Below are 15,225 nucleotides of genomic sequence, written 5' to 3'. Positions count from 1 at the left end.
AGTGTCGATATCAAAATTAGAACAAGACCAGTTATGTGAACAGCTTTCTTTTTCTTCCTAATCGCTGAAAATATTAGAAACACACACACGGCAGCAAGCAAAGCTTCAAAGGCCTTAATGTAAGTCATTATTATTGTCTCACCTCATTTAAAGCTTAGCATTAGTATACAACAGAACCCCCAAACTCTTGTAGATATTAACATTTAAGGTTAAAATTCAACAAAGGCGGTTCTAATGTTGAGTTTCACGACAAGAAACAAGTGAAAGAAGATGATGATTTGAAAAAAGCTTTAGAAAAAAGGTTTGCTTATTTATATTCTGGTGAATTAGTTTCCATCATTATTTTTGTGCCTGTTAGTTATCTATTAAATAACGCATTTCCTAATCTACAATTGTATAATCTATATTCCTTTTGGGTATCTTTCATCCTCCTGGAGTTTCTTTTATTACAAGGAGCGATTTATTGGTATGTAAAACTTGTAAGACTAAGAAAAGAGAATAACTCGATAACTCCAATCAAGGTTGTTCGACAGTTAAATCATTTAAAAACAGTGAATATGGTTATAATTATGGGCGCAATTGTTGTATTTGCTTTTGATTTCATTAATTGGTATCCAACTTTGCCATTAGGCGGCTTAACAATCGCCTTCTTCGTATATGTTTTTGCAATTTTAGAGTTTATTAACTACTTTTACATTCAACTTTCATACAAAATCTCTGTCATTAATAATTTGTTAAGAAATAAAAAATTGAAAAATTCCTGTATGAATAAGGACTTTAAACGAATTAAGGGATTGAAGCTCAGAGAGCTAAAAAAGCCGCTCCATTAGGAACGACCTTTTAATGCAGGATTAATGCAATATAATGCCTTTTTGCAAAATGTAACCGGTCAGTAAACATATAGCGATCATTGAACAGATTAGTGAGATCATCCGTTCAGTTGAGCCGCCATTTCGAAACAACCGAAGCGCGAGACGAAGCTTGGGCCAGATGAGAGATGAAATCCCTTCCCGCCCGAAAATATCCCCTGCGAGATGACTCCACCATCCGGCTATGATGCCGTAAACGGCCGCTTGTGCAATAAATGGTTGATTAGCTGCGCTTAACACCAGCCCGCTGCTTAAAAGCAGGCCAAATTCCGGAGAGTGTATCATCCCGCGATGCCGCACCGTTGGCAAAAGGATAAAACCGATACCGACCAAAGCTATTACCCAAGGCAAATTAAATTTCCAATATGCCAAAACACCAGCCAACCCTGCAGCGATAAATATGAGGTTGCGCAGCCGCGCAATACAAAAAGCAAGCACCCCGCCGGCAAAGAGCAGTATACTTGCAGTTATGCTCCACAGAAGACCAAATGGCGAGCAGGCCAGCAAGAACCATCCCAATTGGTTGGCAAGTTTTCGGTATTTTGTTGGCAATTGGACCATATTGCTCGCTGTACTTGTTTTATGGTCGAGATCCGGCAGCAAGCTGGCTACCGTAGCAGCGCCCATGTAAGCCGCCACTTCCACTAAAGATAACGTTGATGGGAGAAAAAACAAACCCACAGCTGCACCGGCCCAGCCAACCGAGACATGGCCGACTTTATTCATTTAACAAGCTCCCCCATTTCCAAACGCTAGGCATCGGCAAAGGCCAAATAGCCCGAATATGAACCCTGCAAGCAGCGCATGACGAAATTTTGTTATCTGTAATAGTATCATATTTTACAGAATTACAGGGGTGTTCGCAAACCCTGGCTGTCTGCGATTCGGGATAAGCAACCGTGAAGAGCGAATGATTATCCAGTGAATTTATTTTCCGTAATGTGTATATTCACCGCGAATGCGGACACAATAAAAGCATCGGCATTGAGAAATGCCGTAGACAACCGCGGAGAAGACTTACGTTCCCCATAAGCTCTTCGTCCGGTTTCTCCTCTCCCATGAAAGAGGTCCCCGAAAGGGGACCTCGATTTTTTTTGTACATTAATTACTGTAATTACGGCTGAGAAGGCTGACCGCTGACGCGGCGAAGCTCGTTGGCCAAGCGGTTAAATTCTTTTCGGGCTTCGGGTGAATCGGTTGCCATATATGCCGCGCTCAAAAAACGGATAATATTGTTGGCGTCCTCCGGCTTTAACACTTCCTCATCTCCTCCTTCTCCTTCACTGTTTCCATCAAGCTTCTCCTTGACCATCCCGACAAAATCAAGCCAGCCCTTCCACTCTCCATCGCCATTCATTAGTCGCGGACAATTTTTGCCGCTCCAGTCATAATGTCTGCGCAGCCTGTCAGTGCCCCAGCCGCGCTGGCGCAGCATGGACGCAACAAGCTCCGCCGCATTTTCGAGCGTAGCCGCATAATTGCCGCTTTCACAAATCTCGATGCCGATGGAGGTGCGATTGCCGCTGCTTGCCCCGCTTCCGTCTCCTGCATGCCAAGCTGTTTCGGTTAGCGGGATGCATTCGATGGCTTCCCTTTGGTCAATGACGATATGGAAGGAAGCCGTTGCCGTATTGGAAGGATTGCTCAGCCAGTTTCTTTCATTGCGGGCCGTACTGGAAGGATTGGCCGTGTTGTGGATTGTTAAAGTTGTAGCCAGCATGGCAAGACCAGGACGCCTGTTATGAGGCGTTGTTACCGGTATATGATCAACGATATACGCAAACATCCGCTCACTCCCTATGGCAGAAATAGCTTTTCTCTATAGTTTATGCCGCCAAGAGAGATCGCGAGAGGGCTCGTATGTCATTAACCTAGCAAAACAGTTCTGGCAAGTCCATCCCATTGGACTTTTAAATCCAGCAGCTCCGCTAAATCGCGAACTTTAATATATCCCGTGGAATCGGACAAAATCGTCTCCAGCGCAACGCCGTTAACCGTCGCCTGGGATCCCGTCCATCCAATTCTTGCGCCTAATGTTTCGCCTAACAGCCTTGCGGGAACCCATGTTGTGCCATTTTGCAGATAACCTGGTCCAATAAGCTGTCCCTGATGCAAAACCGCAACACGGGATGCCTCCTGCAGATTTCGAGTGGGCGCCGAAGGAGCATAGCGGGTGCTATCATAGGCTTGCAGCCCGTATTGGCGAATTAGCGCTATAAGCTTGACCGGGTATGCGGGATCGGTTGCGTAGCCGCAGGCATACAACATCTCCGCCTGGCGCTCCGGCGTCCCCGCCGTCCGCACACGCTCATACCGAGGCGTTGCAAGCAGCAAATCCAAATCCTTATAGAAGTGATAGATACTTTTATATGCGCGAAAAGCAGCCCGAGCTGTAATCGTTTTTCCATCGATGTATTCCCAGGTGCCTTTTACCACGGCTTCGCCTTGCCAATAGGGATTGGTTTTACCGCCTCCAACCTTTATGCCTCCAAGATTGTTCCAGGGATGGAGCTCTCCGCCGGATTCCAGCAAGCTTTGCGCCATACGGAGCGATGGAAACATCGTTGAGCCTTCATCCCGAACAAATAAAACGGCTGGGGCAATCGCCGCAAAAAACTGGCTTCTCGTCAGCTTTGCCATTATGTCACTCTCCTTGCACGCTGCATAAAAACAAGCGATATACTACGATATATGCAGGGGCTTGGCACGAAGAAACGGCCCTTTGCCAGTCAAGGCAAAAGACCGTTTCTTCAGCGTTCTCTTTAGGGAGTGTCTGAAAACTCCGCAAGGAGCACAGCCCTTAAATTCGCAGCCGATAAACCGCCGCTTCATAAGGCTTCAGCTCCAACAAATCCCCATTCGGGACGCAGAGAGCGCCACCTTGCACACTGAGACTGCCATCATCTATCCTGTGAAAGCTTTCTTGTACGGAGCGCTCTCCCATGCCGTGATGCCTCGCCACACCATTTCCAATCACCAGCTCACCAATCGCATCCGCAATCTCGGGAGGCAGCATACACGCCGCCGGCTCGCTGGACAGGTTCAGCAGAATCAGCCAGCTTTCATGGGGCGAGGTTCGAGTATAGGCAAAAATTTGAGGGTGGTCGTCCAGCAGCATCCGGAAATCGCCGTATACCATGACCTCATGACTGCGACGAAGCGCAATCAATTTTTGATAATAATAAAAGATGGAATTGGGGTCGCTCAAAGCTTGTTCGGCATTAATCTCTCGGTAATTGGGATTGACATTCAACCATGGCTGACCGCTTGTGAATCCAGCCTGTTGACCGCTATTCCATTGCATCGGCGTTCTGGAATTATCCCGGGCAAGATGCTGCAGCTCAGCCAACACCGCCTCGGGGTCTCTGCCCAGGGACACCTGCTCGGCAAATTTATTTTTCATCGCGATATCATCATAATCATCAATGGAGGGAAACTTTATTCCCGTCATGCCTATTTCTTCACCCTGGAAAATATAAGGCATACCCGGGAGCGTATGCAGCAGCGTCGCAAAACAGGTAGCGGATTCCACCCGCAGGTCCGTGTCATTTCCAAACCTCGACACCACGCGTGTATGATCGTGATTATTCAGAAACTGCGAATTCCACCCTTTTCCCCACAAGCCATCGTACCAGCGCTGCTGAATTTCCTTGAAACGTGCCAGGTCCCAATACGGCATATCATCGCATACTTCAAAATGGAACAGCGTATTCAGCTCTCCGCGATCCTCGCCAACGTACAACACCCCATCCTCCGGCGTGACAAAAGGAATTTCCCCAACCGTAAACACATCGTAATGGCGCAGCACAGTCTCATTCATTTCCCGCAAATAGTCGTGAATGCCGGGATTGTTGCCGAGATAGGAAATATCGCGGGGATTTTCCGAATCGGGAAACCCTTCCTGCTTCGCCAGCAAATTGATAACGTCCATACGGAATCCGTCAATGCCTTTGTCCAGCCAAAATCTCATGATAGCATAGATCTCGTCCCTGACCGCTTTGTTAGCCCAATTCAAATCCGGCTGTTGGGAGGCAAAGGAATGGAAGTAATACTCCCCGCTTCCCGGATCAAACGTCCAGGCGGACGGCTCAAAATAAGATCGCCAGTTGTTACGCTCCTTCCGCCAAATATAATAATCGCGGTACGGATTGTCCCTAGAGGAGCGGGCTTGCCGAAACCATTGATGCTGGTCCGAGGTATGGTTGACGACCAGATCCATAATGAGCTTCATGCCCCGTTCATGAACGGCGCACAGCAGGCGATCAAAACTGTCCATATCCCCCGCTTTTGGCATAATGGAACGGTAATCGGAAATGTCGTAGCCATTGTCCACGTCGGGCGAGCCGTAACAGGGGTTAAGCCAAATCACGTCGACTCCAAGCTTGGCGATATAGTCCAGCTTTTCAACAACGCCGTCCAGATCTCCGTAACCGTCTCCGTTGCTGTCATAGAAGCTGCGCCAATAAACCTGATATACCACAGCTTCCTTCCACCATGTTTTAATCATTTGACCGCTCCTTCGGCAATGCCTTTAATGATGTATTTTTGCGCCGTAAAATAGAAGATGACAACAGGAATGATCGTTAAGGTTAAGCCCGCCATGGCCAAATTCCAAACAATCGTGAATTCGCCGAAGAAATAGAAAGTGGAGAGCGGAATCGTCCGCAGTCCCTTGTCGGACAAGGTCAACGACGGAAGCAGATAGTCATTCCACATCGCGATGACATCCAAAATGGCGATTGTTATCGTGATCGTTTTGAGCATTGGGAATACGATACGCCAGAATACGCCGAATTTGCTGCAGCCGTCTAGCGTAGCTGCTTCCTCCAACGCAATCGGAATCGATTTCATAAAGCCATGATACAGGAATACGGCCAAGCTGGCATGAAAACCAACGTTCATAAAAATCAATCCTTCATGCGTATTCAGCATTGGAATGCCAAGATTGGTCCGAATCCATCCCATCGTTTGCATCAGCGGCATCATCAACGTCTGGAACGGAATAAGCATAGTTGCCACAAACACCATAAAGATGATTTGGCTAAGCCGGTTATTGGTGCGCACCAGCATCCAGGCTGTCATAGAGGCCAGCACGACCACAATAACGACCGATACGATCGTGACATAAAGCGAGTTGCCAAACGCCGTCAGGAAATTCATTTTTTCCAGCGCCTGGGCGTAATAAGTAAAGCTGAACGACGTCGGAAAAGCCAGCGCGTTGTTATACAGCTCCGACCGGTCCTTGAAGGAATTGACCAGCATGATGTAGATCGGCGACAGGAAGATCAGCGCAAGAGCGACAAGCAGAATCTCCGCGATCCATTTATTGACTCTGTTCATCACATCTGCACCTCCCTTTTCTTCGTGATGTACACCTGTACAAGCGTAATGGCGGCTACGACAACGAAAAAGATAATCGCTTTGGCCTGACCGATGCCGTAACGGCTATAACCGAAGATTTCATTAAAAATGTTCATTGCAAACATCTCCGTGCTATTGATCGGCCCCCCGCCTGTCAGAGATAGATTGACGTCGAATATTTTAAACGCGCCCGACAGGGTCAGGAATAAACAAATCGTAAATGAAGGCATCAGAAGCGGAAAAACAATTTTGGTCAACCGATGCCAAGGACCCGCTCCATCGACCTGCGCCGCTTCCATCAGATCGTCCGGAATACCCTGCAAACCGGCGATGTAAATAATCATCGTATAACCCGCCATCTGCCAGGCAAACACGACCACAATGGCATAAAGCGCGTATTGAGGATTCAACAGCCAGTTGAAAAAGATATTGCCGGCCCCGACGTTTTCGCCAATGTATTTAAACGCGTCGGTAAAAATAAATTTCCAGATGTAGCCTAGAATCAAGCCGCCAATCAAATTAGGCATAAAAAAGAGCGTTCGCGCCAAAGTGCTGCTTTTGAGCTTCGAGGTGACCAGAAGAGACAAACCCAATCCTGCCACATTGACGAGCACAAGCGCCATCAGCGTAAATTGGATCGTAATCCAGGCGGAATGCATAAAGCGATCGTCCTGAAACACCTGTGCGTAATTGCTGAATCCAACAAACTCTTTGGCATTAGCCGCAATTCCGTCCCATTTGATAAAGGAGTATGCAATGCCGATAATAAACGGAATAATAACGACCGTTGTAAAAACAAACAGCAACGGCACCGTAAATAAGGCGAACCACGCTTTGTTTTTTATTTTCTTCATGTCCTTCACTCATTTCCGGTTAGAATAAAAAGCTGCCGGCATCCCGAAATGGAGAAAGCCTAACGCCGTATTTCAGGAAGTTAGGCTTTCGTGCCGCTGCTGGGACCCTTACTTATTTGGGGGCTTTAGCCCAAGCTTCGTCCAGCTTTTGCAAATATTGCTCGCCGGTTACGCTGCCATCCAGGAAAAACTCCTGCGTAATCGGAGCCAAATCATTAACAATGATGCCTTGCGGGAAATAATTCAACGCCCATGGAATGGTGTTGCCGTTTTGCGTCGCCTCGGAGACCGCTTGAGACAACGGATCAAGATCAGGAGCTTCAATATTCGTCATGGCCGGAATAAACTTGAACTCGTTAACGATCGTGTTTTTACCGGTTTCACTGTTGAACACCCAATCGATAAATGCATGAGCCGCTTCGATTTGCGCCTCTGTCGCCTTGTTATTGACCACCCACATGGCGGGAAGATCAACCGCCAGCTTGTTGTTTCCGCCAAGCGGCAGCGGCATCATGCTGACATCCAGATCGCCGAAATCTGCCAACATCCCGTAGCTCCAGTTGCCTTGATGAACCATGGCGGACTTGCCGGTCGCGATATCGCCCATCTGGGAATCGTAGGTGACCTCTAGCGGATTAACGGAATATTCGCGAATGGCTTCCATAAACCGGGCGAATTCCTGGAAGGCCGGCGTATCCGCCATTTTGACCTCGCCATTATTGACCTGCTCCACAAAAGCTTTAGGATCCTCTTGAACGGAAAACGGAGTATTGATGATATGCCCGATCAGGAAGTAGGCTTCCTGCGATAAGCTTAAGCCGTTTTTGCCTTCGTCTTTGAACTTTTGCAGAATAGAAGTAAAGGATTCCAGGTCGGTCACCTCGTCGGGCCGCACCAGCTCCTTGTTATACACAAGGCCAAAACCTTCAACGCCAATCGGGACGCCGATGGTTTTTCCGTCAATTTCTACATTCAGTCCCGGCGCAATATTTTTGACATACTCCTCATTGCTCAAATCGGCATAATACGAAGCATATTTTTGCGCTTCCGCTCCAGGCTGCACGCTGAATATCGTTGGTCCTTCACCGGCGTTCAGCTTGGCTTGCAGCTGCGAGATGTAATTATCGCCCGCCGATCCCCACACATCCACCTCATTACCCGTTTCTTCCGTATATTTGTTAGCAAGAGCCTCTAATGGACCGGCGATTTCGACCTTGGATTGGAACAACGAGATTTTTGCCAGCTTTCCTTCGCCTTCCCCCGAACTGCCACCGTCGCCGCCGCCGCATGCGGCCAAAGTTCCCGTAATAAGCGCCGCTGTCGTCAGGACACTTGCAATGCGTTTTGCTGTCTTCATTGTAACGCCCCCTTGGTTTTATTCATGTTGATTTTATAATGAAAACTCTTACAAAGTCAATAAAAAACCTAAATATACTTTGGTGTTATACTAAAATATTTTCATATAAAACCAAACTGTTTTACTGACTTCGCCCAGCATCAACATCTATTTACCGCCTCTTCTCTTTATATATAAAGACAATAGGCATCATTTGAATCAGGATTCCGCAAAATCTTTCGTTTTTTAGATTTGTTTGGGTAAAGGGAACATATCTTTAGTAAAATATCTAGTAAAGTGGTATACTGATTTTACAAGCATAAGGCGGGGAGGCAGCAGCTATGATTGGACTGAAGGAAATTGCGGAGATGACCGGTGTTTCCGTATCCACCGTATCCAACGTTCTAAACGGACGCAAAAACGTTTCGCAGGAAACGCGGGACCGCATATTGAAGTGTTGCGCGGAGCAAGGTTATATCCACGAAGCCGCGGGCAAAAAGAAACCGATGGAGCGTTCCAGGCGGATCGTGTTTATTTTCAGCGATTTTGACCGCGACTTTTATCTGAAGATTATTGAAGGCGTCAGCACATGCCTAACGGAAAATGGTTATGACCTTGTTATTTGCACCAATAAATCCAGCGACAGCTTTCTGCGGAGCAGCTTTGCCAGAGGCACAATCAGCCTGGACGGAAGCTTGACCGACGATTTCCTGCAAGCGGTAGCCAAGCCGGAGTTTCCCGTTGTGTTAATGGATAGAATCGTCGGCAGCGGTCATGCCAACGCAAGAAGCGTCATTGTCGACAACTATCCGGCTATGTGCGAAATGGTACAGGCGCTGGTGGATAGAGGGTTTCGCAAATTCGGTTACCTGGGCGGGCTTGGCCATACGCTGGATAACCAGGAGCGTTTTGCAGGCTTTGCCGATACGCTCCACAAAAACGGCATCGTTTTTGACCAGAAAAATTATTATCATGGCAATTACCGCGAAAAAAGCGGCTATCAGGCGGGCAAGCTGATGTTTCTTGGCAATGATCTGCCGGAGGTACTGGTTTGCGCCAATGACAATATGGCGATTGGGGCGATCAAGGCATTTGAGGAGCGGGGCATCAAGGTGCCGGAGCATATTTCCGTGACGGGCTTTGATGATTCCGATACGGCGGCGCTGGCCGGCTTAACGACCATTTCCATCCCCCGTTACGAAAGCGGGTATTTGGCGGCAAAAGAGCTGCTTGAGATGATTAACGGCTCGGAGGGCTCCTCCACCATAAAAATAAGCGCAGCCGTCAAATGGAGAAAAACGGTGCGCGAAGGTTAAGTAACTGGGTTCTGGCCGATTAGCCGATACCATAATATCGTTTGGTGTTGGAAAGAAGCGCCTTCGCCGTTGCCCGTTCGGTTAGCCCCTTGATGGCGGCAATATCTCTGATGACGCCGCGCGTCATGGAAGGGACCGTCGTATGTCCGGAGTAAGGTCCCTCGAATGGCCAGGGACCGTCCGTCTCCGCCAACAACAGCTCCAGCGGGTACGATTCCACCAGCTTTCGGATTTCTTCCTCGTAGGCAACATCCGGCGTTACCGATATCATATACCCGGCGGCGGCCATAGCCGTAATACTGGATTGACTCCCTTTGAACCAATGAAAATGGGCTTTGGAAATGCCGTAGTTCCGCAACAGTAGCAGCACCTTATCAGCATCCTCATAAACGGCGTGCAGGGCCAAAGGACGGTCAAGCTCTGCCGCCAGGGAAATAAAGGACTCCAGACAATCCAAATAAGGCTTCTCATCGAAAGCTTCTCCGTTTGCTTCCGCCTCGGTTCGCTTGTAATAAGGCAAACCAACCTCTCCGATTGCAAATTTCTCGCCGGATTCATGTCTGGCTTTAATCCATGAGATCAGTTCGTCTCTCGCCGGCAAAGTTAGCGGCTCCTGCTCGGGATGCCATCCGTAAGCGGGCAATATTCGCCCAGAATAACGCTCTGCCAGACGGCGGTTTTCTTGACTGGAACGCAGTCCCATCGACACAGCAACAACAGCCTCTACGCCATCCTCAAACGATTGCTCCAGCAGCTTCTCCCTCTCGCCTTCACTGTATTGATCAACATGCAAGTGAGCGTCAATGCAGCGGTAGGGTTCAGAGGCGCTCCATTGGGGAGCGATGCGGAACCAATCCGGTGCGGCATAACCCCCACCCGGAACTGGCGCGCCTTCCGAAGCAGCATGTACCGCATCCCCTTCTAATATGTCTTTAGGGGTAGTTGTTTTCGCTATCTGCTCCCGCGACTCGTCTCGCGACTCATTGCCTTGCTTTTGGACGCTCATTATACGTTCCTCCCCTCAATGCCTTGAAGCCCGTTATAAATCCGGCCCTTCAGCTCGCTCCACCGAGTGTCGGTCCATAAATCTTCCCGGCGCGGCCGCTCAAACGGCACAACGACTTCATCTACAACTTTTCCCGGAGATGCTGACAAAACGAGAATGCGGTCCGACAATTGCAGCGCCTCCTCGATGCTGTGGGTAATCAGCAGAACCGAGCGCCGGTTGCTCTCCCAAATGGATAGCAGCCATTGCTGCATATGCAATCGGGTCAGCGCGTCCAGCGCTCCAAACGGCTCATCCAGCAGCATTAAAGGCTGCGGCGACAGAAGCGCCCGCAGAAATGACACGCGCTGCGCCATGCCGCCGGAAAGCACGTGCGGATAGGCATTGGCATATTCCCCGAGGCCAACCGCCTCCAGCCATTTTTGCACAGTAGCTTTGTTGGATGTTTTGTCGACTTGTCCGGCAATGCTCAAAGCCAGCTCGATATTGCCTGCAACCGTCCTCCATGGCAGCAGCGAAGCTTGTTGCGGCATATACGCGATATGTCCGGTTTTGCCGGTAGTATCCGCGCCTCCTACCACGACACGTCCAGCAGATGGAGCCTGCAATCCTCCGATCAGACTAAACAAAGTTGATTTTCCGCTCCCGGAAGGACCAATCAGTGATACAAATTCTCCCTCCCCAACGGTTAGGGACACATCCCGCAATACTTCCTTGGCGGAGCCGCCTTCCCCAAAGGATTTGCTTACGCCTTGCACTTCAAGCATGATCGCTCCCCCCTTCCGCTTGCGGCCGCCATTTCACGACAAGACGCTCGCACCATACAATCAAGCCAAACAGCAGCAGGCTGACCACAACAATGAGCAGCGCCGCGGCAAAGCTCCGTTCAGGCATAAACCCTCTCGACGACAGCACCATAAAGCCGCCTAAACCATTTTTGGGGGCCAGCAGCTCGGCAAACACGGCGCTTACAACGCTGTAGGAGACCGCGATTTTTAAGCCGGAAAACAAATGAACCAATGAGCCCGGCAACTCAAGTCGCCAGAACAAGGTCCACTTTCCCGCACCGATCATCGTCAGATAATGCCGCAGCGCAGCGTCGGCATGAGACAAACCGCTCAACATCGCCACTACAACGGGAAAAAAACATACCATCATTACAAGAAGCACCTTTGGCAGCAAACCGTAACCAAATAGCATCGTCATGATTGGGCCCAAAATAACGATCGGCACATTTTGCGACAGGACAAATAACGGATATAGACCGCGTCTTACGCCGGGCAGCAGATGCAGCAAAGCGGCGAGCACAAAACCCGCCGCCGCGCCGCCGCCAAAGCCGATTAAAGTCAGTTGCAGCGTGTAACCCGCATGCATCATCAGCCGGGGCCAGATGGCGATTGCCTCCTGCACCACCGCGATCGGAGCCGGAATGCGCCAGCCCTGGACCCAACCCAGACTGACGGCGCTTTGCCAAAAGAGCAAAAGCGCCGAAAGGACTGCAACTGGGGGCCAAATGGCGCTCCAGCGGCTAGTTTTGTTATTGCCCATCGGGGTATTTCTCCAGCAGACGATCCATTGAAGCCCCGTTTTGCGGATTGTAGTAAATTTTAATTTGCGAAATGACAGAGGCACAACCCATATCCGTCATAGCGGTGTTCATGTCCTGAACAACCGCCAGAAGCTGGGACAATTCGCCCTCCATCGTTGTTTCAAGCGGGGCAACCCGATAGGCTACACCGGAAGCTTTAATAATATCGATTGCTGCATCAACAAAGGGCAGCACGCTGGCTCCCCCTGGCGTGCTGGGCAAAATCTGAATGCTGACTAATGCGTTTGCCATTGGATTCATCTCCTTGGATTTTCACTTTATTCCCCTGCTTATTTAGATGGAAGGAATTCATTCGTAAAGGCTGCTTCAGCTTCCAGCTTGCCTTCCAGCAGTCCGTTTTCAAACATCCAATCGGCATAATTCTGCCAGACGCTCAGCTTCTGCTCGCCCCAACGCGGCGCATCGTCCTGGTAACGGCTGCTCAGCCACTCCTGGCTGGCTTTCACAAGCTCGGGATTCAAATCCGGCTCTGCCTTGATAAGCAAGTCCGCCGCTTCGGCAGGATGTTCAATCGCATATTGGTAGCCTTGCGCAGCCGCTTCGGTAAAGGATTTAACCAGCTCCGGAGAGCCGCTTATCATCTCTTCGGTCGTCACCAGCACCGGCGTATAATAATCCAGCTTTTCGCTGTAATCGGTCAAATATACCATGTTCAGCTGCTCGCCGCGAAGCTCGGCCTCGACGCCCGTCCAGGCATAATAGATCCAGGCAAAATCAATATCGCGCTCCACCGCCGAGAAGAAGTCGCTATCCCCGATGCTCATAATGTCCACTTTGCCAACGTCTGCGTCTTCAGTGCGCATCAACGCATCAATGACAGCTTCCTCCACGGGAGCGCCCCAGCCGCCGTAACGTTTGCCTTCAAATTGTTTGGGGGAATCGATGCCTTTCGCTTTTGGCGATGCAAAACCGGATGTATTGTGCTGAATGACCGCGGCAAGGGATACCAGAGGTACGCCGGCGATTCTCGCCATGGTCACCGACTCCTGATAACTGACGCCAAACGCCGCAGCGCCTGAAGCTACCATTGCGTCCGCTCCGTCCGCGCCTGGCTGCAGAATTTCGACATCCAATCCGTGTTCCTTGAAATATCCCAAATCCCGGGCCACAAAAAGCCCGGTATGGTTCGTATTCGGCGACCAGTCCAGCACAACCTGTACCTTCTGCAAAACCTCCTCTTTCGTTCCCGCTTCATTGCCCTCTGTTCCGACATTGTTTCCAGCTTTGCCTCCACAACCAGCCACCGTCAGCGCAATCGCCGTTACGGCCAATAGCCCAAGCGACCACCGTCCGCGCCTTCCTTTTCCTTGTCTCAACATGTCGATCTCTCCCTCTCTCTATCACGATTGTTTTAGACCGACCATCCTATCTTCATACCTCTGGAAAATGCAAAAAAACGTCCTTCATACGAAGGACGCTAACATTCGCTGCCTCTTTTTCAAAATCGCCCACATTTCCGGCATACGCCAAAAAAACGCAACGTTAATTTGAAAAATGTAGCTTCCTTCCTCCGCCGGCATTATCCGGTTCAGGTATACGGGTCGGAATGATGCGTCATTCCCTCTCAGCCAGCCAATCCAGCTCCCCGGTGCAATATAGGCTTGATCAATCATTCATCATTATAGCAAATACACGGAGGAATGCCAGTTTAATTTTGACAAAACAGAAGTTCGCCTCCAAATAGGACCGCACCAAGGGCTCACCCCCTTAATACTATGGTACCAATGAAAAGCGAAAGGAAGATCATTTATGATTACCATCAGCTTGTGCATGATCGTACGCAATGAAGAAGAAAGCCTCGGCAGATGCTTGTCATCCGTAGCAGACGCCGTCGATGAAATCATCATTACCGATACCGGTTCCACCGATAAAACAAAAGAAATTGCCCGGTCCTTTGGCGCCGTTATCCATGATTTTGAATGGATTGACGACTTTGCCGCAGCCCGCAATTTCTGTTTTGGGCAAGCGACCAAAGCCTTTATATTGTGGCTGGATGCCGATGATGTGATAGAACCCGATGATTTGCGGAAGCTTAAAGCATTGAAGGCGGTTAATCCTTTTCCCTACGACAGTGTGACCATGAACTACCATTTAACCTTTGACCATAAGGGCAACCCCATCTTCAGCCTGCGGCGAAACCGGCTGGTGCGGAGAAGCCGCAACTACCAATGGATCGGACCGGTGCATGAATACCTTGCAGTATCCGGCCATATCCATCACAGCGACGTTGCCGTGACCCACCGCAAGGAACGGGAGCATACCGACCGCAATTTGCGCATCTATCTCAAACGGCAGGAAAGCGGCGAACAATTCTCCCCCCGCGATCAATATTATTTTGCCAACGAGCTGCGCGACAACGGCAGGTTCTCTGAAGCGGTGGAATGGTACGAAACGTTTCTGAGCTCCGGCAAGGGATGGGTGGAGGATGAAATTAACGCCTGCTTGAAACAAGGAGATTGCTACGGTCGTCTATCTCTGCAAGACAAACAACTGGCTTCGCTGCTCCGAACGTTGCACTACGATACTCCGCGGCCTGAATTTTGCTGTCAGCTAGGCGCCGTGTTTATCGACAAAAAGCAATACCAGCAAGCGATCTATTGGTTCCAGCAAGCCATCTCGGTGAATCGCCCGGCCCAGCATATGGGATTTTCCGACCGCGCGACCTCGACCTGGCTGCCCCATCTTCAATTAACCGTTTGTTACGATCGTCTGGGGGAAAGAAAAAAAGCCTTGCATCATCATGAAAAGGCAAAGGACTTCAATCCGGGGCATCCAAGCATACAATATAATGAAAAGTACTATTACGGGAAGTAAGGAATCGTTCAAATGTGGTACAATGGTGTCGCATGTTTATATTTCGACATCATGATAGGA

15 protein-coding genes and 1 riboswitch are annotated in these 15,225 nt (G+C 49.6%); of the genes, 3 read left to right on the top strand and 12 right to left on the bottom strand.

Annotated elements, in window-relative coordinates; translation table 11 throughout:
* Window positions 1-278: 278 nt before the first annotated feature.
* Window positions 279-830 carry a general stress protein gene (locus ACX93W_RS02435; RefSeq protein ID WP_459391990.1) on the top strand — a complete coding sequence of 184 codons (552 nt, stop codon included), beginning with the start codon at window positions 279-281 and terminating at the stop codon, window positions 828-830.
* 21 nt (window positions 831-851) lie between these two features.
* On the opposite strand, the gene ACX93W_RS02430 is transcribed toward ACX93W_RS02435, so the two are convergent.
* The 7 genes from ACX93W_RS02430 to ACX93W_RS02400 all read right to left on the bottom strand — a co-directional run bounded on the left by ACX93W_RS02430 (window position 852) and on the right by ACX93W_RS02400 (window position 8,441).
* Window positions 852-1,595: a metal-dependent hydrolase gene (locus tag ACX93W_RS02430; RefSeq protein ID WP_459390726.1), complete on the bottom strand. Its 744-nt coding sequence runs from the start codon at window positions 1,593-1,595 to the stop codon at window positions 852-854.
* A gap of 388 nt (window positions 1,596-1,983) precedes the next feature.
* Window positions 1,984-2,655 (bottom strand): peptidoglycan recognition protein family protein, encoded by a 672-nt coding sequence (locus ACX93W_RS02425; RefSeq protein WP_459390725.1) that lies wholly within the window; start codon window positions 2,653-2,655, stop codon window positions 1,984-1,986.
* Between the two features lie 80 nt (window positions 2,656-2,735).
* Window positions 2,736-3,509, bottom strand: coding sequence for a glucosaminidase domain-containing protein (locus ACX93W_RS02420; RefSeq protein WP_459390724.1), 774 nt, complete (start codon window positions 3,507-3,509; stop codon window positions 2,736-2,738).
* A 160-nt stretch (window positions 3,510-3,669) separates the two neighbouring features.
* A complete protein-coding gene (locus tag ACX93W_RS02415) occupies window positions 3,670-5,376 on the bottom strand; it encodes a glycoside hydrolase family 13 protein (RefSeq protein WP_459390723.1) in 1,707 nt (568 codons plus the stop codon).
* The gene (locus ACX93W_RS02410; RefSeq protein WP_459390722.1) at window positions 5,373-6,209 is read right to left on the bottom strand and encodes a carbohydrate ABC transporter permease; all 837 of its coding nucleotides are present in this window, start codon (window positions 6,207-6,209) and stop codon (window positions 5,373-5,375) included. Before ACX93W_RS02410 ends, ACX93W_RS02415 begins: the two co-directional genes overlap by 4 nt.
* Window positions 6,209-7,084 carry a carbohydrate ABC transporter permease gene (locus tag ACX93W_RS02405; protein ID WP_459390721.1) on the bottom strand — a complete coding sequence of 292 codons (876 nt, stop codon included), beginning with the start codon at window positions 7,082-7,084 and terminating at the stop codon, window positions 6,209-6,211. The genes ACX93W_RS02410 and ACX93W_RS02405 overlap by 1 nt, the downstream gene beginning before the upstream one ends.
* A 112-nt stretch (window positions 7,085-7,196) precedes the next feature.
* Window positions 7,197-8,441, bottom strand: a complete 1,245-nt coding sequence (locus tag ACX93W_RS02400) for a sugar ABC transporter substrate-binding protein (RefSeq protein ID WP_459390720.1) — start codon at window positions 8,439-8,441, stop codon at window positions 7,197-7,199.
* A gap of 320 nt (window positions 8,442-8,761) precedes the next feature.
* On the opposite strand from ACX93W_RS02400, the gene ACX93W_RS02395 reads away from it, so the two are divergent.
* Window positions 8,762-9,736 (top strand): LacI family DNA-binding transcriptional regulator, encoded by a 975-nt coding sequence (locus ACX93W_RS02395; protein WP_459390719.1) that lies wholly within the window; start codon window positions 8,762-8,764, stop codon window positions 9,734-9,736.
* 19 nt (window positions 9,737-9,755) lie between these two features.
* On the opposite strand, the gene ACX93W_RS02390 is transcribed toward ACX93W_RS02395, so the two are convergent.
* Genes ACX93W_RS02390 through ACX93W_RS02370 form a run of 5 tightly spaced genes read right to left on the bottom strand, consistent with a single transcriptional unit; the run spans window position 9,756 to window position 13,670 of the window.
* Window positions 9,756-10,742 carry a TatD family hydrolase gene (locus ACX93W_RS02390; protein WP_459390718.1) on the bottom strand — a complete coding sequence of 329 codons (987 nt, stop codon included), beginning with the start codon at window positions 10,740-10,742 and terminating at the stop codon, window positions 9,756-9,758.
* A complete protein-coding gene (locus tag ACX93W_RS02385) occupies window positions 10,742-11,509 on the bottom strand; it encodes an ABC transporter ATP-binding protein (protein ID WP_459390717.1) in 768 nt (255 codons plus the stop codon). The genes ACX93W_RS02390 and ACX93W_RS02385 overlap by 1 nt, the downstream gene beginning before the upstream one ends.
* Complete coding sequence (locus tag ACX93W_RS02380) at window positions 11,502-12,290, bottom strand: ABC transporter permease (protein ID WP_459390716.1); 789 nt, start codon at window positions 12,288-12,290, stop codon at window positions 11,502-11,504. Before ACX93W_RS02380 ends, ACX93W_RS02385 begins: the two co-directional genes overlap by 8 nt.
* On the bottom strand, window positions 12,280-12,582 hold the full coding sequence (locus tag ACX93W_RS02375; RefSeq protein WP_459390715.1) for a thiamine-binding protein: 303 nt from the start codon (window positions 12,580-12,582) through the stop codon (window positions 12,280-12,282). The genes ACX93W_RS02380 and ACX93W_RS02375 overlap by 11 nt, the downstream gene beginning before the upstream one ends.
* 38 nt (window positions 12,583-12,620) lie before the next feature.
* Complete coding sequence (locus ACX93W_RS02370; protein ID WP_459390714.1) at window positions 12,621-13,670, bottom strand: ABC transporter substrate-binding protein; 1,050 nt, start codon at window positions 13,668-13,670, stop codon at window positions 12,621-12,623.
* Between the two features lie 169 nt (window positions 13,671-13,839).
* Window positions 13,840-13,949, bottom strand: a riboswitch (TPP riboswitch).
* Between the two features lie 151 nt (window positions 13,950-14,100).
* Between ACX93W_RS02370 and ACX93W_RS02365 the strand changes: the two genes are divergently transcribed.
* A complete protein-coding gene (locus tag ACX93W_RS02365; RefSeq protein WP_459390713.1) occupies window positions 14,101-15,165 on the top strand; it encodes a glycosyltransferase in 1,065 nt (354 codons plus the stop codon).
* Window positions 15,166-15,225: the final 60 nt, after the last annotated feature.

The organism is Paenibacillus sp. CAU 1782, assembly GCF_054551715.1.
Note: the sequence above shows the minus strand (reverse complement) of the source record. Positions and strands in the feature narration are given on the sequence as shown.